Raw genomic sequence first — 20,415 nt, forward strand, 5'->3', positions numbered from 1 at the left:
TATAGATGCCGTGCGCACAATCGAGATCGCGGTCGCAGCGGCCGAGCTTGCGGAAGGTCGACTTGTCGATCACGACCTGTCCGCCGTCATAGTCGCCGGTGAGGATGCCTTCCTCGCTGTTGCGGAACAGGCTGTTGCTGACCGAGAGGTTGCCGCTTTCGAGGCGAATGCCCGCGCCATTGCCGTCGGGCACGCGGATATTCTGGAAGATGATTCCTTCGACGCGGCTCGACCGGCCGCGCAACACCAGCGCCGCCTTCCCCTCGCAGGGCACGCCATCGAAGATCGCGGTGCCCGGCGTCGCCGCGCGGATGGTGACGTCCCCTCCCTGCTGCACCCCGCATTGCGGATAGGTACCCGGCGCAACCATCACCGTCCCGCGCCCGTCCCCGATCGCCGCCAGCGCGTCCCCGATCGAACCGAACCCCTGCCCCGTTTCCGCAACGGTGAAAGGCGCCGCGCGACCCTGGGCAAAGGTCGTTGCGGTCAGGGCGACGGAGGCGAGAAGGCCGATGGAGATCATGCGCATGGTCCGGACGATAGAGTGCGCCGATTGCCATACCAAGGCGTAGCCGGCGGGAAATCCGGCGCTGCCCCGCTATGGGACAGATGCGCGGGCGGGCATGAACGGAATGAAGGGATCGGGTGGGATGCGGAACGTCCGGTTCTGTTCGCTGGGACGCAACAGCCGACATTGGCGGCTGCTTTCCAAAACGCTATGGTGTCCCAATGACCTTCAGTTACGGCGTATCACTTCAGATCAGACATCCTTATGCCGATCCTCAAAAAATTGCAGGCGGGATAGGATTAACGCCTGAACGGTGCTGGGCGGTGGGCGAAGCGCGTGAGACTCCTAAAGGCACTCCGCTTTTTGGGACACACAGTGAAAGCTATTGCGTCTTCGATCTTGGAAGTGGGGACGACGGCGCGCTTGCCGAGTTTCTGCGTGAGGCTGTCAAAAGGCTTGAGCATGCTGCGGCGTTTATAGGTGAGCTGCGCGAGACAGGCGGAGAACTGAACTTTTACGTCTCTTGGACCCTCGGCGAGCGAGGGGAGCTATTCGATGTCGAACTTCTGGCCAACATGGCTCGTTTAGGTATCGATCTCGGGATCGAACCTGTAAGAGTTAAGCAAGTCCGCCATCAGGACGCCGTAGATATCAGTTAAGCGGCAAAAATGGCCGTCACCCACCCTTCCGGGCCGTCCGCAGCCGCCTTAAACCGTGACCGCCTCCCGTACGACCAACACCGGGACGCCGTCGCGCACGGGAAAGGCCAGCCTCGCCGCGTCGGACACCAACGCCCTACGCACCGCGTCCCAGCGCAGCGGCGTGCGCGTCACCGGGCAGGCCAGCTTTTCCAGCAGCCAGGGGTCGATCGGGTTCACGTCACTCACTCCACTCATTGCATCGTGGCCCCGCCGTCGCGTTCGATCCGGCCGACGATCTGCATCAGCTGGATGATCCGTTCCGACCGCTCGGACAGGCTATCCGCCTCCAGCAGCGTCTGCTTGGCGGCCGGGTCGAAGGGCGCGATCTGGGCGATGCCGTTGACCAGCGCCGTATCGTCCAGCCGCGACACCGCCGTCCAGTCGACCACATAACCCAATATGTCGGCAAAGCGCCGCGATTCCTGCTCCAGCGCCGCCCGCTCCACCGCGTGCAGCACTTCATCCTCCTGCGGGGCCTGCTCGACATCGGCCTCCACCTGCCGGAACTGCGTCGCCACCGGCAGCTCGCGAACCACCCGGAACCGCGCCAGCCCGGTCAGGATGATGTTGAACCGGCCATCCTCCAGCGCCTCGATATGGCTGACATGGCCCAGGCATCCAACATCGAACAGCGGCGGCACCGGCCCGTCGCCGCGCGGCTGGATCATGCCGATCCGCCGGTCGCGCGCCATCGCGTCGTGGATCAACGCCCGGTAGCGCGGCTCGAAGATATGAAGCGGCAATTCCATCCCCGGCAGGAGCAGCGCGCCTGCAAGGGGGAAGATCGAGATGCGCGCATGGTTCATGGCTTCTGGGGCATGGCGCTTACGAAAAGAGGATCTGCGACAGCTTGCGCCGCTGCGCCGCGACCCAGGGGTCTTCCAGCCCGACCGCCTCGAAGATCTTGAGCAGCTGCGACTTGGCCGCGCCGTCATTCCAGGCCCGGTCGCGCCGCACGATTTCGAGCAGCGCCTCGACTGCGCCCTCGCGGTCGCCATTGCCCATCAGGCCGCCGGCCAGTTCGAAGCGCGCTTCATGATCGTCCGGGTTTGCAGCGACCTTCGCCTCTACGCCCGACAGGTCGGCGACGGGCTTCGCATCCCGCGCCAGCGCAATGGCGGCGCGCGCCTGATCGATCGCGACATGCTTCGCCACATCATCCGGCAGCACGGCCAGCACCGCTTCGGCTTCGTCCAGCTGGCCCAGCGCGACGAGCGAACGGACCTGACCGGACGCCACTTCGGCATTGTCGGGCGCCATTTCGGCAATCTGGGTGAAGATCGACAGGGCGCGCTCATTTTCGCCGCCGGCCAGCATTTCCTCGCCCATGGCGATCAGCGGCGCGACTTCCTGCTTCAGCGCCTTTTCATCGGATTCGATCGGCAGTTGCGACAGAAGTTGGTCCAGATACTGCTTCAGCTGCCCTTCGGTGCGCGCCTGGCTCAGGTCCGCGACCGGCTGGCCCTGGAACACGGCATAGACGGTCGGGATCGACTGGACGCGGAACTGGCTGGCGATGAAGCCATTTTCGTCCACATTGACCTTGACCAGCTTTACGCCCTTGCTTGCATATTCCGCGCACACCTTCTCGATCACCGGGGTGAGTTGCTTGCACGGCCCGCACCATTCGGCCCAGAAATCGACGATCACCAGTTGCGTGCGCGAAGGCTCGACCACATCCTGGCGAAATGCCTCCACGGCCGCCTTTTCGGTCTCGCTCAATCCCAGGGTCGCCACGCTCTTATCTCCTGCCTATGCGGTCCAACTTGCCGCCGTCATACAGCGCCTTATGTGGGGCGTCACCCCCACGTAACAAGTCGGGAAAGCAGGCAGGTCAGAAGGTGTAGCCGATCCCAACCGCGCCGACCCACTGGTTCTTGGACCCGGCGATGGAAACGATCGGCGAATCGGCATAGTCGCCCAGCATCCGCGAATAGCTGCCCGCCGCGAACAGCGCCCAGCCCTTGCGCAGGTCGCCCGACAGCGACTTTCCGCCCGCCAGACTCAACGACACGCGCTTGAAGCCTGAACCCCGACCGGCGGCGTCATAGGCCGGCAGCCCACTGGCGACGGATTCTTCGGGCGTGATGTCGAAATAGGTGCGGCCATATTTCTTGCCGACATATTCGGCTGAAACACCCAGGCCGACGAAGGCGGTGCGCGACAGCGGCGTCATATATTCGATCTGCGGGGTGATGACATAGCTGTCATGCGCGCCGGCCACATCCTTCGCCACGGCGACGCGGGCGGACAGCATGTCATAGGGGCTGGTGATCACCCCGGTCTTGCCGATCCCGACGAAACCGCCCACCTCGACCGCGATGTCCCGCTTGCCAAGCGCGCGGACGGCATCATCCCTTATATTTTTGACGCTGGACCGATCGAAGCGGACGGTCGTCATCGGCCCCAGTTCGAAATCCCATCCCGCGCCTTCTGGATCGGCGATCGCATCGACATAGATGGATGCGCCGCGCGTCCAGAAACTATAATCCTTCACCTTGCCGCGGATCTGCGGCAGCGGCAGCACCCGATAATCATCCGACCCTTCATAGCTCGGCACCGCCGCCACCCCCAGACCGACCGTCAGGCTGCTATGCTGTTCTTCCTCCTGTGCGAAAGCGGGCGCAGCGAGGGGCATGGACGCGACAATGGCCGCGCCCAGAAGGCGACGAAGAGATTGCATGAAATAACCCTGTCCGTGGAAGACGTTCAGGGACGATAATGTTTCGAGGGGCTTAGAGGTTCCCTCTCATGCATCAGAGGAAATATTTGAGCTTGATGTCCTGCTCGACAGCCCCGCCCGTCACGACGAAGCTGGCCGACTCGAAACTCGGCGCGCCGAAACGCAGCACCGGGTTGCGGGAAAAGCCCACACCCTCGCGCGGGATGCCGGCGAAGGTGTCCAGCTTGCCATTGGCATTTTCGTCATGGATGATGGCGATGGCGTAATTGCCCGGCGCCAGCTGGCCCAGCGGCACCGGCCCGCCCGACGCGGCGACGGAAAAATGACGCTTGTCGGGATCCTTGCTGCAATCGGGGAAATGGTCGGGCGATCGGGTGACGCAGACCAGCACGCGCCCCTTGGCCGACCGCAATCCCTCCAGCGCCATGCTGAGCGGCTGGGGCTGTGTGATTGGGGCAGCGCCCGTCAGTCCCAGCACTGCCAGTGCCATAATGCTATGCTTCACGCCTGCCCCTTCGCGAAATCGCCCAATCCCTTGTCCGTGCCGCACATTCTGTCCCAGAATCGAAAATAAAGACCGTAATTGCATCGGTAATGATCATGGTGCCGCTGATGATGGCTGGCCGTTATCAGCCACGCCCCCAGCGGTCCGCGCACGATCCAGCGCGGAAACATCTCCCACCCCATATGATTGCTCACGCCCATGACGGTCATGATCGTCAGCACCAGCCCCAACGCACCGACATGGATCGGGATCAGGAAGACCAGCGCGGGAATGACCACCGCGCCGGTCAGCGCCTCCCAGGGGTGAAAGCTCATCGCCGCCCAGGCTGTGGGCGGGCGGCTGGCATGATGGACCGCATGGGCGATGCGGAACAGCCGGGGCCGATGCATCCAGCGATGGGTCCAGTAGAACCATGTGTCGTGCGCGGCGAGATAGAGCAGCACTGAAACCGGCAGCCACCAGAGCGGGTAATCATGCAGGTCGCTGTATATTTGCGTCCAGCCTCGCGCCTGCCAGCCCCAGGCAACCACGCCCGCCGGCACGCCATAGATGAAGGCGGACAGCAATGACCAGCCGATCTCCCGCCCCATCTGCCGTTCCAGCCCCTTGTAGAGGCCCGGCTGCCTGATCCGCGTGGCCAGCGCAAAACCGCCGCTCGCCAGCAGATAGCGCACGCCGACGATGATGCTCATCGCAAGGGCGGACAGGAGGATGGCTGCGACCATGGCGCGGCTATACGCGGGATCGTGCTCCTGCGAAAGCAGGACCACCGCCCGGCGTCAGGTTCTGGGTCGCGCCTGGCGATAGCTGCCGAGCTGCCGCACCCATTTGGTGTGGAACTCCAGCTCGGCAAGCGCGCGGTCGACCGCCGGATCGCCCGGCATCCCTTCGATATCGCAGAAAAATTCGGTCGCCGCGAAACTCGCGCCGCGCTGGTAGCTTTCCAGCTTGGTCATGTTGACCCCGTTGGTGGCGAACCCGCCCATCGCCTTGTAGAGGGCGGCGGGGATATTCTTCACCTCGAACAGGAAGGTGGTCATGACCGGGCCGACATTGGGCGTGGGCATCTTCGGCTCGCGCGCCAGCACCAGGAAGCGCGTCATATTGTCGTCGCTGTCCTCGATATTCTCCGCGATCAGGCGCAGACCATAAATCTCGGCCGCCAGATAGGGCGCGATCGCACCCTCCCCCGGCGTCTTCGTTTCCGCGACCAGCGCCGCCGCGCCGGCCGTATCGGCATAGGCGACCGGCTGGATGCCGCGCTCACGCAGATAATGGCGGCACTGGCCCAGCGCCTGTGGATGGCTGATCGCGCTCTTCACCGGCGCGGTGTCCGGTGCCATCAGACAATGGCGAATGCGCAGGAAATATTCGTCGATGATCGACAGGCCCGATTCGGGCAGCAGAAAATGCATGTCCGCCACGCGCCCGTGCAGGCTGTTCTCGATCGGAATGATCGCACGGGCGGCCTGTCCATTGCGCACCGCGTCGATCGCATCCTCGAACGCGAAGCAAGGCAAGGGAATGCAATCGGGGGCATAACCCAGCGCGGCGAGGTGCGAATTGGCGCCCGGCGCGCCCTGATAGGCGACGGCGCGCGCGGGGTCGGCCGCGGCCTTGGCGGCGAGGTCCGCGACGATGGCGCGGGCGGGGGCAGGATAATTTTCCATGGACGTGCGTGCGCTTAGGGTTTCCGCGGTGTCCGCGCAAGCATTGCCGCGCTCCGACAATACAATAGGGATGAACCCGGCTTGCGCCTGCGCGTATCCCCCTTTATGGCAGCGCACAAGAGGGGGCGCGGCCGACAGTCCCCAGAACATAAATCTTAGGGAAGACGAGCGAAATGGGCGATCGTTTCAATACCGTAGCGGGCTGGGCTTTGTTTGCGGGGATCATCGCGCTGGGTGGTGCGATCGTCAGTTCGAAATATTATTCATCCGAGCGACCCGAGAAGATGGGCTATGCTATCGAAGGCGTCGAAGCAGAGGGCGAAGGCGGCGAGAGCGGCCCCAGCCTCAACACCCTGCTGGCCAGCGCTGACGTTGCGGCGGGTGAAAAGGTCTTCGCGAAATGCGCCGCCTGCCACACCGTCAATCAGGGCGGCGCTAACGGCATCGGCCCCAATCTCTACGGCACGGTCGGCGAAGCCGTCGGCCAGGGCAAGGGCGGGTTCGCCTTTTCCGAAGCGCTCAAGAGCAAAGGCGGAGAATGGAGCTTCGACCAGCTCGACCATTGGCTGAAAAGCCCGCGTGAATTTGCGCCGGGCACCAAGATGACCTTTGCAGGCCTTGGCAATCCGGCCGATCGCGCCAACCTGATCGCCTGGCTCAACACGCAGGGATCGAACCTGCCGCTGCCGGCCGCCGACGCCGCGCCGGTTGCCGCTGGCGACAATGCCGCAGAAGCGGGCAACGCCGCCAATGCAGCGGAAGCCCCGGCCGGAAACGCCGCCAACGCGGCCGAGTAACCTGCGATCGCGGCGCCCGTCCGGATCGAGGATCTGACGGGCGCCGCGCTGGTCGCAGCGCTCGATTCGCTCGCCGACCTGCGCATCGGCGTCTTTCGCGCCTTCCCCTATCTCTATGAGGGATCGCGCGCCTATGAGCGCGATTATCTGACCGCCTATGCCCAAAGTCCGGGCGCGATCGTCGTCGGCGCCTTTGCGGGCGACAGGCTGGTCGGCGCCGCCACCGCCGCGCCCATGGCCGATCACGCCGCCGAGTTCGCCGCCCCCTTTCGCGACAGCGACATCGACATAGGCGACGTCTATTATTTCGGTGAATCCGTGCTGCTGCCGCAATGGCGCGGCCATGGCATCGGCCATGCCTTCTTCGACCGGCGCGAAGCGAAGGCCCGCGCGTTGGGCTTCCCTCTCACCAGCTTCTGTGCCGTCATCCGTCCTTCGGACCATCCCGCTCGCCCGCCCGGCTACAGCCCGCTCGACCCCTTCTGGCGCAGACGCGGCTTCGCCCCGGTCGAGGGGCTGGTCGGCCATTTCGACTGGAAGGATGTCGGGGACACGGAGGAAAGCCGGCATCCGATGCAGTTCTGACTGAAGCGTCTCTGATCCGGGCTGGGGCACGGCTGAAGGGGGTGGAGAACGGATTTTCTCCAACGCTCGTCACCCCGGCCCTGAGCCGGGGTCCAGCTACCCATCCAAACGCTTGTCTTGGAAGAAGAAGCTGGACCCTGGGTCAAGCCCGGGGTGACGCCAAATTCATGGCCGCTCCTGGCAGCAACCCGCCGCGCCTTACAGGAACCGCCCGACGACCCCCATCACCCGCTCCACCGTCTGGGCCTTTTCCCCCACCGGCGCGACATAGTCGATCACCTCGCGCGCCGCCGCTTCCCCCGCCCCGCGCGCGATCGTCCAGGCAGCCAGATAATGCGCGGCCATGCAGCCGCCCGCCGTCGCGACATTGGCGGTCGCGTGAAAGGGTGCGTCGATCACCTTCGCCCCGGCCTCGACCACCCAGGGCTTGCTGGAGACGTCGGTACACACCGGCACATCGCCCAGCAGCCCCAGCTTTGCGAGGATCAGTGCGCCCGAACATTGCGCCCCGACAATCTGCCGCACCGGGTCCAGCCGCAGCCGATCCATCAGTTTCGAGTCCGTAACGACTTCACGCGTCCGCACGCCGCTGCCGACCAGAACCGCGTCGGATTGCCCCACAAAATCAATGGGTTGCTGCACATCGACCCGCACGCCATTCATCGATATGACCGCGTCGCCCGGCCCGCAAATCTCGGCCCGCCAGCCCTTCACCCGGTTGAGCAAGGCCAGCGCGACGAAACTGTCCAGTTCGTTGAAGCCATCGAAGCTCAGAATCGCAATCCGCATCGCTCATTCTCCCGAAATCGCGATGCGTCCTATCCGCCGATCCGCATAGCCGCGCGATCCGCTGGCGCCGGATTGGCTATCTGCCGGCCTCAGCCGGCACAATGGTGCGGGTATAATCGATGCGGATGCGGACCCAGCTGCCCACCATCACCTTGCCGTTGACGCGCGGCGGCAGCACCAGGAACTGCCAGGCGGCCAGCCGAACCGCCTTGGCAAAGCCCGACCCCATCGGCGATTCGCTCAGCATCTGGCAATTTTCGACATGATAATGATCGATCGTCTTGCACGCGACCAGGCCATAGCCCTGCGCCGGTGCGTTGGCGGGCAGATAGCTCGCCAGTTCGGCATGGGTCGGCCGCCGATACCATTCCGCCTCGAACAATTGCACCCCGCCCGGCCCTTCGCCCGGCCCCTGCACCGCCGCGCTGTCGCCCTTGCCATCACCTGCGCCCTGCGCCGCCTTTGGCAGGTTGCCGATATCGGCGGACGCCATCTGCTCGCGGTTGAGGGTCAGGAAGGGAAAAGGCGACGGCGGCTGCTCGGCGGGCTTTTCCACCGGAATGGGCGGCCGGACCACCGGATCGGCCTGCTTTTGCGGACGTGCCTTGTCCTGTTCGCGCTTTTCCGCCTTCTCCGCCTTGGCCTGCTCCTTCTCCGCCTTCGGCCCCGCCTCCACGTCGAAGGTGACGGGCAGGCGCTGGTCTTCCTTGGGCGGCTGGAAACCGGGCGACAGGGTGAAGAGCGCCAGCAACAGCAGCAGGTTCAGCACCAGCGCGAAGACCACGCCACCGGCGCGTTGCCGCACTCTTGCCCAGGGAATCGAAGAGAAAGTCAAATGTGCCGGCCGAACAGAAATCAAGGAAACGGGTCATGCCCAGACGGCACGGGACAGTCAACGCCGTGCCGGCGGTCCTGTGGCGCAATCAAGCCGTGCCGACAGGGCTGTAGCGCGTCCACCGCCACACCGCTAAAGCGCCTGCCATGGACATCCGCATCGCCACCGCCGCCGACCTTCCACTGCTCCATCCCGTCATCGAGCGCGCCTATCGCGGCGACGCGGCGCGGGCGGGTTGGACCTTCGAATCCGACCTGCTCACCGGGCCGCGCACCGACCTTGCCACGCTGGCCGCGATCCTTGCCAGCCCGACCGACCGGCTGCTCGTCGCCATCGCCGACGGCGCGCCCATCGGTTGCGTACAGATCACGAACAAGGGCCAAAGCGCCGCCTATCTCGGCCTGCTCTGCATCGATCCCGCGCGTCAGGCCGGCGGTCTCGGCCGCCTGCTGATCGAAGCGGCGGAGGATCATGCCGCCCGTCTCTTGGGCGCGACAAGGATGGAAATGACGGTCATCGACCGCCGCGCCGAACTCATCGCCTATTATCAGCGGCGCGGCTACGCCCTCACCGGCGAAAGGCGCCCCTTCCCCATCCCGCTCGACCCGCCGCTCGAAATGGTCGTGCTGGCAAAAGCGCTGGCGGCGTCCGCGCATCTCGGCTAGGCCCGGCACCGATGCTCACCAAGCTCTATCAATGGACGCTGGCCAAGGCCGCGCACCGCCATGCCGAACGCTGGCTCTTCGCCATTTCCTTCATGGAATCGAGCTTCTTCCCGATCCCGCCGCACCCGCTGCTGGGCCTCATGTGCCTGGCCCGGCCGGAACGTGCGATCCGCTTCGGCCTGATTTGCACCATCGCGTCGGTGATGGGCGGCCTGCTGGGCTACGGCATCGGCCATTTCCTTTACGAGACGGTCGGGCAGCAGATCCTGCAATCGCTGGGCCTGGCCGCCAAATTCCCGGTCGCTGCCTGCTATCTGCGCGATTATGGCGCGGAAATCATCCTGATCAAGGGCGCGACACCGATCCCCTTCAAGCTCATCACCATCACGGCGGGCTTCATAGGGCTGTCGCTCTTCACCTTCCTCTGGGCCAGCATATTGAGCCGGGCCTTCCAGTTCATGCTGGTAGGCTTCCTGTTCTGGAAATTCGGTCGTCCGATCAAGGCGTTCATCGAGAAATATCTCGCCCTCCTGTCCGCCGCCTTCCTCGTTCTGGTCGTCGGCGGCTTCATCGCGGCATCGATGCTGAGCGGCGGCGGCGAAAAGAGCGACAAGTGCAGCAACGCCACCATGGCCACGATTCGCTGACAGGCTGACATGAAGAACGCCTTCGCCCGCCACCCCAAGGTCGCGGCGCTCCTGGCGGGCTTCCTGTCCGCCACGGGCTTCGAGCCGCTCAGGCTCTGGCCCGTCACCCTCGCCTGTCTCGCCGCGCTCATCTTCCTGATCGAGCGCGCGCCCGACCGCCGTGCCGCTTTCACGCGCGGCTGGCTGTTCGGCGCCGGCCATTTCACCCTGGGCCTCAACTGGATCGCCCACGCCTTCACCTTTCAGGATTCGATGCCGCACTGGTTCGGCTATGGCGCGGTGCTACTCCTGTCGCTCTACCTCGCCGTCTATCCGGGCTTCGCGACCTTGGCGGCGTGGTGGCTGGACCGGCGCATCGGCGGGAAGCCGCTTTCCCTCCCCCTCTTCCTCGCCGCCACATGGATCGCCGCCGAATATCTGCGCGCGACCCTCTTCACCGGCTTCGCCTGGAACCCGCTCGGCGTCACCCTGTTGCCGACCGGCGCGGCGATCGCCGCGACCATCATCGGCACCTATGGCCTCGGCGCCCTCACCGTCCTCGCCGCCGGCACGATCCGGCTCGCTGCCCGCAACCAGCTTCGCCCCGCTGCCGCGATCCTCGCGCCGCTGCTGCTGCTTGCCCTTTGGGGCATTCTTTCCCCAGCACCCACAACGCCTGATGGCGCGCCGCGCATCCGCGTGGTCCAGCCCAATATCGGCCAGGACGAGAAATATTCGGTCGAGGCGGAATATCGCAATTTCAACAAGCTGCGGACCCTGTCCGGCCAGCAGCGTCCGGCGCCGCGCCTGATCTTCTGGCCCGAAGCCGCCATCCCCGCCTATCTCGACCTGGAACCCGACTGGCGCGCGCGCCTCGCCGGCCTGCTCGGCCCCGGCGACCTGTTGCTGACCGGCGGGGACAAGGTCTATTTCAAGGCGGTCGAGCGGAATGGCCTGCTGGTGAACAAGCTCGCCGGCGCCAACAACAGCGTCTGGATCGTGACGCCCAGAGCGACGCTCGCCGGCCGCTACGACAAGGCGCACCTTGTACCCTATGGCGAATATCTGCCGATGCGGAACATCCTGGAACCCATTGGCCTGTCGCGCCTGGTGCCCGGCGACGCCGACTTCTGGCCCGGCCCCGGCGCGCAGAGCCTGACGCTTCCCGCGACGCTCGGCCGTCCGGAACTCAAGATGGGCGTCCAGATCTGCTACGAGATCATCTTTTCGGGCGCTGTCGTCGATGCGAAGAATCGCCCGGCCTTCATCTTCAACCCGTCCAACGACGCCTGGTTCGGCAGTTGGGGTCCGGTCCAGCATCTGGCGCAGGCGCGCCTGCGCGCGCTGGAGGAAGGCATCCCCATCATCCGCTCCACCCCCACCGGCGTGTCGGCAATCATCGACGCGCGCGGTCGCGTGGTGCGCTCGCTCGGCCTCAACCGCGCCGGCTATCTCGACGGGGGCCTGCCTTCCGCCCTACCTCCAACGGTCTTCGCCATTGTCGGTAACTGGGCTGCCCTCGGCCTCATCATTTTGCTCCTCGGACTGGGCATTGCCTTGCGGCGCGGCAAAAGCTAATAGGCACATAAACATTTCTTTATATCGCTATTCGCCCAAGTGTCTTACGGGAGTCCTATGCGTACCAACTATCTCTTCACCTCGGAATCCGTCTCCGAAGGCCACCCCGACAAGGTTGCGGACCAGATTTCCGACGCCATCGTCGATCTGTTCCTCTCCAAGGATCCCGAAGCACGCATCGCGTGCGAAACGCTGACCACGACCCAGCTCGTCGTCCTCGCCGGCGAAATCCGCTGCAGGGGCGTTTTCGAGAATGACGAATGGGCGCCGGGCGCTCAGGAAGAAATCGAAAAGACCGTCCGCGACACGGTGAAGCGCATCGGTTACGAGCAGGACGGCTTCCACTGGGAAAGCTTCCGCTTCGAAAACAACCTGCACGGCCAGTCCGCGCACATCGCGCAGGGCGTCGACGCCAGCGGCAACAAGGATGAAGGCGCGGGCGACCAGGGCATCATGTTCGGCTATGCCGCCAACGACACGCCCGACCTGATGCCCGCGACCCTCTATTACAGCCACAAGATCCTGGAAACCATGGCGGCCGACCGCCATTCCAAGGCCGCGCCCTTCCTGGAGCCGGACGCCAAGAGCCAGGTGACGCTCCGCTACGAAGGCAGCACGCCGGTCGCCTGCACCGCCATCGTGGTGTCGACCCAGCATGCCAAGGGCTATGACGAAGGCGACAAGGAAGCCGAGCTGAAGTCCTATGTGAAGGACGTGGTGGCCAAGGTGATCCCGGCCGAACTGCTCTCGGATGAAACCGTCTATCACATCAATCCGACCGGCAGCTTCGAAATCGGCGGCCCTGACGGCGACGCGGGCCTGACCGGCCGCAAGATCATCGTCGACACCTATGGCGGCGCTTCGCCCCATGGCGGCGGCGCGTTCAGCGGCAAGGATCCGACCAAGGTCGACCGTTCGGCCGCCTATATCACCCGCTACCTCGCCAAGAATGTGGTCGCCGCGGGCCTCGCCCAGCGCTGCACCATCCAGATCGCCTATGCGATCGGCGTGGCCGAGCCGCTGTCGCTCTATGTCGACACCCATGGCACCGGCACCGTCGGCGACGACAGGATCGAAGGTGCGATCAAGGGCATTTCGGAACTGGGCGGCCTGACCCCGCGCGGCATCCGCACGCATCTTGGCCTCAACAAGCCGATCTACCAGCCGACCGCCGCCTATGGCCATTTCGGCCGCAAGCCCGAAGGCGACTTCTTCCCCTGGGAGAAGACCGATCTGGTCGACAAGCTGAAGGCTGCGCTCTAAACAGCGGCACCGAAAAGAAAAAAGGGCGCGGGTTCATCCCCGCGCCCTTTTTCATATCAGACATATTTGTTTTCCGTGATTTAGCTGCGCGCTAGTGTCTTTTGATTACCGCATTCTGCGAGCCGTCGGCTGTTCCAGCTGACTTCAGAATGCTCTAGCGCAACACCAGCGCCACCAGATCGGCGGACGGCACACCCGCCGATCGCAGGAAGCCCTGATAATAGTCGCACCCTTCGCGGGCGAGCAGGTCGAGCTGCTGCTCGGTCTCCACCCCCTCGGCGATCACCTTCAGCCCCAGCGACTTGGCCATGTGGATGACCCCGCGCACGATGATCCGATCGCGTGCGCTGCCGGCGATATCCTGCGCCAGTCCGCTGTCGATCTTCAGATAATCGAGCGGCAGGCTCTTGAGATAGGCAAGGCTCGAATAGCCCGTCCCGAAATCGTCTATCGCCACCGCCAGCCCCTCGCTGCGCAATGCATGGAGCAGCGCGGCGGCCGCATCGACATCCTGGATCAGCCCGCTCTCGGTAATCTCGACCGTCAGCCGCGACCGGGGGAAGCCGCTGCGATCCACCATTTCCAACAGGTCGGTCATGAAGCGCGGCTGGGCGATGTCGGCGGCGGTGACGTTGATCGACAGTCGCAGATCGGCCAGCGCCCTTGGCCAGGCGGCCGCCTGTCGCAGCGCCTCGCCCAATATATGTGCCGACAAAGGCAGCATATAGTCGGACCGCTCCGCCGTGCCGAACAATATGCCTGCGCCCAGCGGGCCATAATGGGGATGGTTCCACCGGGCCAACGCCTCGACCCCGCTGATCCGTTGCGAATCGACGGGATATTGCGGCTGGAACACGATGCCGATCTCACCCCGGTCGAGCGCCAGCCGCAGGTCGGTCTCCAGCCGGTCGGGATCGACCTGCCGGCTCTGCTTTTCTGCCGACAGGATGCGAATCCCCTCGCCCCCGCCCTGCCGCGCATCGGCCAGCGCCGTCCCTGCGCGCCGCAGCAGCAGGGTCGCATCATCCTCCGCCCGCGCCTGCGCAATGCCGCAGCGCGCCGTCAGCCGGATGAGATGATCGCCCGCGCTGAACGGCCGCCCGATCGCCGCGATCAGCTGTCGCGCGAGGAAGGTCGCCCGTTCGCTGGTCGCCGCCTCGCCCGTCAGCCCGACGAGAAATTCTGTCCCTGCGATTCGCGCGACCATCGATCCGGGCGCGACATCGTCGACCATCCGCTCGATCCGCCGCGCGATTCGTCCCAGCAGCGCGTCGCCCACCACCTGCCCATAGGCGGCGTTCATCCGCTCGAACTGGCTGATCGACAGCAGCAGCACCGTGGTGGGCAGCCCGGTGCGCCGGTCCAGCCAGTCCAGCGCCGCCGGCCGCGACCGCAAGCCGGTCAGATAGTCGCGGCTGGCATTGTCGCGCTCATGCCGTTCGGACAGCCATTCCACATCGGCCGCGATCTGCCCGTCCTCAATCCGCAGATGATGGACCAGCCGGTCGCCGGGCCGATCGGGCAGGCCATGGGCCAGCGCCGCCGGCCGCCCCGCCCGCGCCATCGCCTTGAGCGCGGTCAGCACGCCGAGCCGCTCGGTGCGCGGCAATCGGCGCAGCAGCATGGCGGGCGACACCGCCGGCGCATCCAGCGCCAGATGCCGGGCGAGCGATTCGCTCAGCCGCAGCACGCCGTCGCGCCCCAATTGCCAGTAAAGCGCATCCCCGCGCCGGATACGCTGCGCCCGCTGGCTCGGCCGCGCGCCGCCGCCCAGCCGCTCGACCAGCCGCTGCGCCGACGCCAGCACGGATCGCAGCCGGTCGCGGGTGAAGGGCATGGTCAGGAAATGAGTCGCCCCCGCCGCCAGCAACGAGGGCACATGCGCCTCGTCGGTCGCGTCGACCAGCACCACCAGCGCGCCGCCGCCCGCCTCGGTCGCGGGAACCAGCGGCTCCAGCAGCTTGCCGGCCTCGCCGCCGCGCAGGTCTACCAGCGCCACCTGCGCTTCGCTGCGCAGGAAACGCTGCGGCGCATCGCCCGCTCGCCGCGCGCCGATCGCCTTCCAGCCGATCGCCTGCACCGCCTGGCACAGCCCGTCCCGGTCTCCGGGCGACAGGATGAAGAGGCTTGGCTGTCCATCCGGTGGGGCAACCCCGCTCACGTCATCTGACTCCCTGCCCCGCGCATCGCATCTTCACTAGCGACAAGGAGTTACCGACCCGTTCGTGATATCGCAATGGGAGCGCTTGCACCTGCCCATACCATCGCTTAGCTATGCAGCATGGCCATTGCCGCCCCTATGCCCCAGCCCCAACTGCCGCCTCTGGTCGACGGTTTGGGCCGCCGGATCAGCTATTTGCGGATTTCGGTGACGGATCGCTGTGACCTGCGTTGCCGCTATTGCATGGCGGAGCGGATGCAGTTCCTGCCGAAGAACCAGGTGCTGACGCTGGAGGAAATGGCGCTGCTGGCCGATCTCTTCATCGCGCGCGGGATCACGAAGATTCGCCTGACCGGTGGCGAGCCTCTGGTCCGCCGCGACATTGGCGACCTCGTCCGCCGCATCGGCCGCCATCTGGGTCATGGGTTGGACGAACTCACCCTTACCACCAACGGCACGCGGCTTGCCGATCATGCGCACGACCTGTTCGATGCCGGGGTGCGGCGGATCAATGTCAGTCTGGACAGCCGCGATCCCGATCGCTTCGCCCATGTGACGCGCGGCGGGAAGCTGGATCAGGTGCTGGCCGGCCTCACCGCCGCCCGCACCGCCGGCCTTTCCGTCAAGATCAACATGGTGGCGCTCAAGGGCGTTAATGACGACGAGATTCTCCCGATGCTGCGCTGGTGCGACAGCCAAGGCTTCGACCTCACCCTGATCGAGACCATGCCGCTCGGCGAAACCGGTGAGGATCGCACCGACCATTATCTGCCGCTGACGCAAGTGAGCGCCATGATCGACGCGCATCACCAGATCAACCCGATCGCCCATCGCACCGGCGGACCGGCGCGCTACCATACCGTCGACGGGCTGGGTGTCCGCCTCGGCCTCATCACCCCGCTCACGCGCAATTTCTGCGCCGACTGCAACCGCATCCGCATGACCTGCGAGGGCAAGATCTTCATGTGCCTGGGCCATGAGGACCATGTCGATTTCAAGGCCGCCCTGCGCGACGGCGGGCCGGACGCGGTCCAGCCGCTCATCGACCGCGCCCTGCGCCTGAAGCCCGCCGCCCATAATTTTCACATCGGCGCGGGGGAACGACCCGCCACCCATCGTCACATGAGCGTCACCGGCGGATGAGCAGCGACGTCCGGCGCGCCCTGCTCGCGTCCCCCACCCAGGCGGCCCGCGCGGCCGAGGAACGGCTGCGCGCCGCCTATGACTTCGTGCCGGTGGAAGAAGCCGACATGATCGTCGCGCTGGGCGGCGACGGCTATATGCTCCAGACGCTCCATGCGATGCTGGAGGGGCGCCGCATCCTGCCCATCTTCGGCATGAACCTCGGCACCGTCGGCTTCCTGATGAATGAATGGCGCCTCGACGGCCTCGACCAGCGACTGGCCAAGGCGAAGAGCTTCAAGGTCAACCCGCTGCGCATGGTGGTCGACACCGTCGATGGCGAACAATTCTCGATCCCCGCCATCAACGAAGTGTCGCTGCTGCGTGAAACGCGCCAGACCGCCAAGCTGGAGGTGGAGGTGAACGGCCGCGTCGTGCTGCCCGAACTGGTGTGCGACGGCGTACTGGTGGCAACGCCGGCCGGCTCCACCGCCTATAATCTTTCCGCCCATGGCCCGATCCTGCCGCTGGGATCGGCGCTGGTGGCGCTGACCCCGATCAGCCCCTTCCGCCCCCGGCGCTGGCGCGGCGCGATCCTGCCCGAAGCGACCCAGATCCGCTTCACCGTTCTCAACCCGGTCAAGCGCCCGGTCAGCGCCGTCGCCGACCAGCGCGAAGTGCGCGATGTCGCCCGCGTCGAAGTCCGTATCGACCGCACCGCGCCGCTCACCCTGTTGTTCGATCCCGAACATACGCTGGACGACCGGATCGCGGCCGAACAGTTCATCGCGTAAATTTTTGTGACATTGCAGCTTGCCATGCTGCGAAAAGCGCTGCTATAGGCGCGGCCTGCCCAGCGAAAGCGGGTCGCTCCCCGATAGCTCAGCGGTAGAGCATTCGACTGTTAATCGAATGGCCGTAGGTTCGAATCCTACTCGGGGAGCCACATTTTCCTTCAGCCTATGCCGCTGAAGCCTCCTCCCGAAAATCAGCCATTCGCCTCGCCCAAGACCTTGAATCCTTCCGGATTTCCTGCGTCGATTTTTTGCGCCCGATGCCTGTCAAAGCCCTTGCCATTCCCCCCGCGCCAAGGCATAGGCGCGACCTGCCCGGCGGAAGCCGGGCCGCTCCCCGATAGCTCAGCGGTAGAGCATTCGACTGTTAATCGAATGGCCGTAGGTTCGAATCCTACTCGGGGAGCCAATTTGGACACTCTGCTTCAGAGCCCCCAGCGGGGGCGCTAAACGCGAGTGTTCTAGGGGAAATTTTCTCAAGCATTACAAAAGCTTCTCGGAATTCGACGGTAAGTTCACCGTTGGCCCATGCACAGTTCGAAAGTAGCAATTTCAAAACGCTGATCTTGTCACTTGGAGACTACAAAACGAAGGTTCGATGGGCCTTTCGAGCCAAATCCAGCAATTGGATGCCATCGCCTAACAAGGCACCATCAACCTCACGAAATCCATCCAGCCGCACAATTTCTTGATTGCGACCTTTGGCTTCGTCGCATTGAGCATCAATGATTGCACGTTCGATCAACGAAAATATCTCGTCATCGACATGCAGGCGGGCGAGTTGCTGAGCGAATGCGTCGGCTAGCGTTTCTTCCCGGACATATTTTTCCGGGCACTTCTACCTGAACCCAGAACAATGATAATGAACGTAGCGCTTCTTCTGCATTTGGGCGACGACTGCGCACCCGCAATGACCACAAGTTATAAGGCCTGTGAACGCGAAACGCAGCGGATCGCCATGAGTGTTTTTAACACTAAAACGGATTTCGTTGCATGTGATGAATTGAGCTGCGCCCAACAATCCGTTTGGTCAGCTTACTTCGCAAACCAGCATTGCGGATTTTCTCGGTAACTTCGGCAAGCGAATATTCGCCTGTCTCCATCCATTCAAAGAGTCTGACGACAAGTGACGCAGCTTCAGGATCAGGAATGATAATCCTTTTCCTGCGGAACCGAGAACGTTGATATATCCCGCCGGCGCGTGCGTCGGCCAAATACCTTGGCCGTCCCTTTCCCAAAGACCTTTTTTTGTTTCTTCAGAGAGATTGCGTACGTAGTTCTTAGCCATCAAAACTTTGATGCCATGGATGAATTTTCCTGACGAGATCGCCGATCTTCATCCGCACCAAGTCGCAGCCCCGGAGCTTGCTGTCGATTGCCAGATCGAACAGCGCGCGCCCCCGCAAACGGCAACGTTGATTGAGGTAAAATCGGATCTCCCAGATTTGCTTCGGCTTCAAGGCACGCTTTGCGCCAACGGTCCTTCCCGCATTCCAGACTTGGCGTTTGGTGCCGGTGGGTTCTGTTTCAGGCATCTCCATGATCGTTCTCCAATGGCCAGATTGGCTGTCTGAAGAACGCTTGCTAATGTAGAGCAATGAGGCTTGTGCCGACCAAATTGCGCTGTCCACAGACAATCGGTTCAACGGCCGCCCATGCCAAAACCTGCCGTTCACTCAAACTCGAAATCCCGCTCCGCTAGACGAAGCTGGAAGCCGAGTTTCTCCGTGGGCTCGCCAGCGAACGGATGATTAAAGCCCTTGACCAGTCTGGCGCTGGAGATGGACCGCGCCATAAATCGGGACGATGGCTGCTGTGACTGCCTCAGGCGGCAGGACCACTCGCGATGTCAAAAGCAGTGCTTGCCATAGTCAGTCCGTTAACGATGAGCTAGACCTCATGGCAGCCGGGCTCCTTGCGGCTTTCTCTTGCACAGCGCTCTGCTGCGTAGCTCACTTCATCGGCTGATAATGGGTCATGTTCTGCAAATGCCACGATAGATATCTCGTGTGCCATATGTTTAAATCTCCGGATGTGATCGACATACCCGGTCGATCTCTCCCAGACCTCATCGGTCCAGGAGAGATCATTTACTGAACCTGCGATCTGCCTATTGTTTTGGGGAGGCTCCCCGCGACGATTAGACCGCACGGGATACACAGCCGATCAGTCGCGACGCAGCGGAACGCGCTTCGGAAGGGCCTCGCGCGCGCCGGTCATGCTAAAAGCTTAGGCAGATCGGCAGGATTGATCGAGGAACTGTGCCATTCCTTCGTTCGCCGACCGCGCCAAATCCCCCTCAAGCGCGTTGAAGCCGTGGACGCCGCCTGGGTAGAGGGCAAGCTCGGACGGGTTTCCTGCCGCCTGCCAGCGCATGTGCATGAACAGGCTATCATCCAGCAGCGGATCGATAGTGCCAACGGTGACGAAGGCTGGCGGCAGGTCGCTCAGATCGGCATAAAGCGCAGACACTCCGGGATCGCGCATATCTGCAGTGCCGACGTAGGCGGCCGCATAGATCGGCAGGTTGGCATGATCGACAAAGGGTGTGCCGCTGGACGCGCGAGCGCTGGGGGTTCTCGACACGTCGAACCAGCCGAACAGGAGATTGGCCGCGCTGAACGCCCCACCCCGCCCCATGTCGCGCAGGCGCACCAGCGTGGAGACGGCGAGATTGGCGCCAGCGGACTCTCCGCCGATCGCCAGCCAGGAAACGCCGAATTCGGCTTCGGCATGATCGATCAGCCACAAAGCCGCGGCAACGCAGTCATCGACCCCGGCGGGAAAGGGGTCTTCCGGAGCGAGGCGGTACTCCACGGAAACCGAGGCCATCCCCGCATCACGCCCGAACATCTCGAGAAGTCCGTCCCAGGTATCGTTGCTGCCGACGGTGAAACCGCCCCCGTGGACATGCAGATAAACACCGCGCGGGTTCTCGGGGGCGAGAATGCGGAGCTTTATCGGGCCGGCCGGGCCTGCGATCTCCAGCGTTCGCGCGTGCGGCGATCGCGGAAACGGCGGCAGACCAGTTTCGCCTTTCGAGTAGGGCGCGCGCGCAGCGGCGAAATCGGCCGGCGGCGTCAGCGAGGCCAAGGTCGCCACCAGGCGATCGTTGACGGCGCGCGTCTCATCC

The 20,415-nt window shown here is 64.2% G+C and carries 23 protein-coding genes, 2 tRNA genes and 2 pseudogenes; 11 read left to right on the top strand and 16 right to left on the bottom strand.

Annotated elements, in window-relative coordinates:
- Positions 1 to 529, bottom strand: a pseudogene (locus VMR39_RS27685) (right-handed parallel beta-helix repeat-containing protein); the annotation flags it as partial.
- Between the two features lie 200 nt (positions 530 to 729).
- Here VMR39_RS27685 and VMR39_RS27690 point away from each other — a divergent pair.
- A complete protein-coding gene (locus VMR39_RS27690) occupies positions 730 to 1,167 on the top strand; it encodes a hypothetical protein (protein WP_325421299.1) in 438 nt (145 codons plus the stop codon).
- Between the two features lie 48 nt (positions 1,168 to 1,215).
- Here VMR39_RS27690 and VMR39_RS27695 read toward each other — a convergent pair whose 3' ends face one another.
- From VMR39_RS27695 to VMR39_RS27725, 7 genes are all read right to left on the bottom strand, one after another.
- A complete protein-coding gene (locus VMR39_RS27695) occupies positions 1,216 to 1,404 on the bottom strand; it encodes a Trm112 family protein (protein WP_325421301.1) in 189 nt (62 codons plus the stop codon).
- The gene (locus tag VMR39_RS27700) at positions 1,401 to 2,015 is read right to left on the bottom strand and encodes an LON peptidase substrate-binding domain-containing protein (protein ID WP_325421303.1); all 615 of its coding nucleotides are present in this window, start codon (positions 2,013 to 2,015) and stop codon (positions 1,401 to 1,403) included. Before VMR39_RS27700 ends, VMR39_RS27695 begins: the two co-directional genes overlap by 4 nt.
- Positions 2,016 to 2,034: 19 nt before the next feature.
- Positions 2,035 to 2,946, bottom strand: a complete 912-nt coding sequence (locus VMR39_RS27705; protein WP_325421305.1) for a tetratricopeptide repeat protein — start codon at positions 2,944 to 2,946, stop codon at positions 2,035 to 2,037.
- Between the two features lie 97 nt (positions 2,947 to 3,043).
- Positions 3,044 to 3,892 carry a MipA/OmpV family protein gene (locus VMR39_RS27710; RefSeq protein WP_325421307.1) on the bottom strand — a complete coding sequence of 283 codons (849 nt, stop codon included), beginning with the start codon at positions 3,890 to 3,892 and terminating at the stop codon, positions 3,044 to 3,046.
- A gap of 73 nt (positions 3,893 to 3,965) precedes the next feature.
- A complete protein-coding gene (locus VMR39_RS27715; RefSeq protein ID WP_325421353.1) occupies positions 3,966 to 4,382 on the bottom strand; it encodes a DUF2141 domain-containing protein in 417 nt (138 codons plus the stop codon).
- Between the two features lie 11 nt (positions 4,383 to 4,393).
- Entirely contained in the window at positions 4,394 to 5,122 is a 729-nt protein-coding gene (locus tag VMR39_RS27720) for a sterol desaturase family protein (RefSeq protein WP_325421355.1), read from the bottom strand.
- Between the two features lie 54 nt (positions 5,123 to 5,176).
- On the bottom strand, positions 5,177 to 6,067 hold the full coding sequence (locus VMR39_RS27725) for a prephenate dehydratase (RefSeq protein WP_325421309.1): 891 nt from the start codon (positions 6,065 to 6,067) through the stop codon (positions 5,177 to 5,179).
- Between the two features lie 173 nt (positions 6,068 to 6,240).
- On the opposite strand from VMR39_RS27725, the gene VMR39_RS27730 reads away from it, so the two are divergent.
- Together VMR39_RS27730 and VMR39_RS27735 are read left to right on the top strand one after the other, a co-directional pair.
- Positions 6,241 to 6,864, top strand: coding sequence for a cytochrome c family protein (locus VMR39_RS27730; RefSeq protein WP_325421311.1), 624 nt, complete (start codon positions 6,241 to 6,243; stop codon positions 6,862 to 6,864).
- Positions 6,865 to 6,948: 84 nt separating this feature from the next.
- Positions 6,949 to 7,449 carry a GNAT family N-acetyltransferase gene (locus VMR39_RS27735; protein WP_325421357.1) on the top strand — a complete coding sequence of 167 codons (501 nt, stop codon included), beginning with the start codon at positions 6,949 to 6,951 and terminating at the stop codon, positions 7,447 to 7,449.
- A 198-nt stretch (positions 7,450 to 7,647) separates the two neighbouring features.
- Here the strand turns inward: VMR39_RS27735 and VMR39_RS27740 are convergent, their stop codons facing one another.
- Both VMR39_RS27740 and VMR39_RS27745 read right to left on the bottom strand, forming a co-directional pair.
- Complete coding sequence (locus VMR39_RS27740; RefSeq protein WP_325421313.1) at positions 7,648 to 8,238, bottom strand: DJ-1/PfpI family protein; 591 nt, start codon at positions 8,236 to 8,238, stop codon at positions 7,648 to 7,650.
- Positions 8,239 to 8,314: 76 nt separating this feature from the next.
- Complete coding sequence (locus VMR39_RS27745; RefSeq protein ID WP_325421315.1) at positions 8,315 to 9,073, bottom strand: hypothetical protein; 759 nt, start codon at positions 9,071 to 9,073, stop codon at positions 8,315 to 8,317.
- 146 nt (positions 9,074 to 9,219) lie between these two features.
- On the opposite strand from VMR39_RS27745, the gene VMR39_RS27750 reads away from it, so the two are divergent.
- The 4 genes from VMR39_RS27750 to metK are packed head-to-tail and all read left to right on the top strand — an operon-like array spanning position 9,220 to position 13,205.
- Positions 9,220 to 9,738: a GNAT family N-acetyltransferase gene (locus VMR39_RS27750; RefSeq protein ID WP_325421317.1), complete on the top strand. Its 519-nt coding sequence runs from the start codon at positions 9,220 to 9,222 to the stop codon at positions 9,736 to 9,738.
- Positions 9,739 to 9,749: 11 nt separating this feature from the next.
- Positions 9,750 to 10,385: a YqaA family protein gene (locus tag VMR39_RS27755; RefSeq protein WP_325421319.1), complete on the top strand. Its 636-nt coding sequence runs from the start codon at positions 9,750 to 9,752 to the stop codon at positions 10,383 to 10,385.
- Positions 10,386 to 10,394: 9 nt separating this feature from the next.
- Positions 10,395 to 11,942, top strand: a complete 1,548-nt coding sequence (lnt, locus tag VMR39_RS27760) for an apolipoprotein N-acyltransferase (protein ID WP_325421321.1) — start codon at positions 10,395 to 10,397, stop codon at positions 11,940 to 11,942.
- Positions 11,943 to 11,999: 57 nt separating this feature from the next.
- Positions 12,000 to 13,205 (top strand): methionine adenosyltransferase, encoded by a 1,206-nt coding sequence (gene metK / locus VMR39_RS27765; protein WP_325421323.1) that lies wholly within the window; start codon positions 12,000 to 12,002, stop codon positions 13,203 to 13,205.
- Between the two features lie 154 nt (positions 13,206 to 13,359).
- On the opposite strand, the gene VMR39_RS27770 is transcribed toward metK, so the two are convergent.
- Positions 13,360 to 15,366, bottom strand: a complete 2,007-nt coding sequence (locus VMR39_RS27770) for a putative bifunctional diguanylate cyclase/phosphodiesterase (protein WP_325421324.1) — start codon at positions 15,364 to 15,366, stop codon at positions 13,360 to 13,362.
- A gap of 120 nt (positions 15,367 to 15,486) precedes the next feature.
- Between VMR39_RS27770 and moaA the strand changes: the two genes are divergently transcribed.
- The 4 genes from moaA (at position 15,487) to VMR39_RS27790 (ending at position 17,691) form a co-directional block, all read left to right on the top strand.
- Positions 15,487 to 16,509, top strand: a complete 1,023-nt coding sequence (moaA, locus tag VMR39_RS27775) for a GTP 3',8-cyclase MoaA (protein WP_325421327.1) — start codon at positions 15,487 to 15,489, stop codon at positions 16,507 to 16,509.
- Positions 16,506 to 17,282, top strand: coding sequence for an NAD kinase (locus VMR39_RS27780; protein WP_325421329.1), 777 nt, complete (start codon positions 16,506 to 16,508; stop codon positions 17,280 to 17,282). The genes moaA and VMR39_RS27780 overlap by 4 nt, the downstream gene beginning before the upstream one ends.
- Positions 17,283 to 17,359: 77 nt before the next feature.
- Positions 17,360 to 17,434, top strand: a tRNA-Asn gene (locus tag VMR39_RS27785).
- Positions 17,435 to 17,616: 182 nt separating this feature from the next.
- A tRNA-Asn gene (locus VMR39_RS27790) sits at positions 17,617 to 17,691 on the top strand.
- A 171-nt stretch (positions 17,692 to 17,862) separates the two neighbouring features.
- Here VMR39_RS27790 and VMR39_RS27795 read toward each other — a convergent pair.
- The 5 genes and pseudogenes from VMR39_RS27795 to VMR39_RS27810 form a co-directional block, all read right to left on the bottom strand.
- Positions 17,863 to 18,027: a hypothetical protein gene (locus VMR39_RS27795; protein WP_325421331.1), complete on the bottom strand. Its 165-nt coding sequence runs from the start codon at positions 18,025 to 18,027 to the stop codon at positions 17,863 to 17,865.
- A 93-nt stretch (positions 18,028 to 18,120) separates the two neighbouring features.
- Positions 18,121 to 18,303, bottom strand: coding sequence for a zinc ribbon domain-containing protein (locus VMR39_RS30580; RefSeq protein WP_414712606.1), 183 nt, complete (start codon positions 18,301 to 18,303; stop codon positions 18,121 to 18,123).
- A 9-nt stretch (positions 18,304 to 18,312) separates the two neighbouring features.
- Positions 18,313 to 18,570: a hypothetical protein gene (locus VMR39_RS27800; RefSeq protein WP_325421333.1), complete on the bottom strand. Its 258-nt coding sequence runs from the start codon at positions 18,568 to 18,570 to the stop codon at positions 18,313 to 18,315.
- A 31-nt stretch (positions 18,571 to 18,601) separates the two neighbouring features.
- Positions 18,602 to 18,823, bottom strand: a pseudogene (locus VMR39_RS27805) (integrase); the annotation flags it as partial.
- Between the two features lie 688 nt (positions 18,824 to 19,511).
- Complete coding sequence (locus tag VMR39_RS27810) at positions 19,512 to 20,384, bottom strand: alpha/beta hydrolase (protein WP_325421359.1); 873 nt, start codon at positions 20,382 to 20,384, stop codon at positions 19,512 to 19,514.
- Positions 20,385 to 20,415 lie beyond the last annotated feature (31 nt).

This window comes from Sphingobium sp., assembly GCF_035511395.1.
Lineage (GTDB): Bacteria > Pseudomonadota > Alphaproteobacteria > Sphingomonadales > Sphingomonadaceae > Sphingobium.

Bases quoted from the DNA above. Each gene is read 5' to 3' on its own strand.
- VMR39_RS27690 (WP_325421299.1), top strand. From the start codon at position 730: ATGACCTTCAGTTACGGCGTATCACTTCAGATCAGACATCCTTATGCC.
- VMR39_RS27695 (WP_325421301.1), bottom strand. From the start codon at position 1,404: ATGAGTGGAGTGAGTGACGTGAACCCGATCGACCCCTGGCTGCTGGAA.
- VMR39_RS27700 (WP_325421303.1), bottom strand. From the start codon at position 2,015: ATGAACCATGCGCGCATCTCGATCTTCCCCCTTGCAGGCGCGCTGCTC.
- VMR39_RS27710 (WP_325421307.1), bottom strand. From the start codon at position 3,892: ATGCAATCTCTTCGTCGCCTTCTGGGCGCGGCCATTGTCGCGTCCATG.
- VMR39_RS27715 (WP_325421353.1), bottom strand. From the start codon at position 4,382: ATGGCACTGGCAGTGCTGGGACTGACGGGCGCTGCCCCAATCACACAG.
- VMR39_RS27720 (WP_325421355.1), bottom strand. From the start codon at position 5,122: ATGGTCGCAGCCATCCTCCTGTCCGCCCTTGCGATGAGCATCATCGTC.
- VMR39_RS27725 (WP_325421309.1), bottom strand. From the start codon at position 6,067: ATGGAAAATTATCCTGCCCCCGCCCGCGCCATCGTCGCGGACCTCGCC.
- VMR39_RS27730 (WP_325421311.1), top strand. From the start codon at position 6,241: ATGGGCGATCGTTTCAATACCGTAGCGGGCTGGGCTTTGTTTGCGGGG.
- VMR39_RS27740 (WP_325421313.1), bottom strand. From the start codon at position 8,238: ATGCGGATTGCGATTCTGAGCTTCGATGGCTTCAACGAACTGGACAGT.
- VMR39_RS27750 (WP_325421317.1), top strand. From the start codon at position 9,220: ATGGACATCCGCATCGCCACCGCCGCCGACCTTCCACTGCTCCATCCC.
- VMR39_RS27755 (WP_325421319.1), top strand. From the start codon at position 9,750: ATGCTCACCAAGCTCTATCAATGGACGCTGGCCAAGGCCGCGCACCGC.
- lnt (WP_325421321.1), top strand. From the start codon at position 10,395: ATGAAGAACGCCTTCGCCCGCCACCCCAAGGTCGCGGCGCTCCTGGCG.
- metK (WP_325421323.1), top strand. From the start codon at position 12,000: ATGCGTACCAACTATCTCTTCACCTCGGAATCCGTCTCCGAAGGCCAC.
- moaA (WP_325421327.1), top strand. From the start codon at position 15,487: ATGGCCATTGCCGCCCCTATGCCCCAGCCCCAACTGCCGCCTCTGGTC.
- VMR39_RS27780 (WP_325421329.1), top strand. From the start codon at position 16,506: ATGAGCAGCGACGTCCGGCGCGCCCTGCTCGCGTCCCCCACCCAGGCG.
- VMR39_RS27800 (WP_325421333.1), bottom strand. From the start codon at position 18,570: ATGGCTAAGAACTACGTACGCAATCTCTCTGAAGAAACAAAAAAAGGT.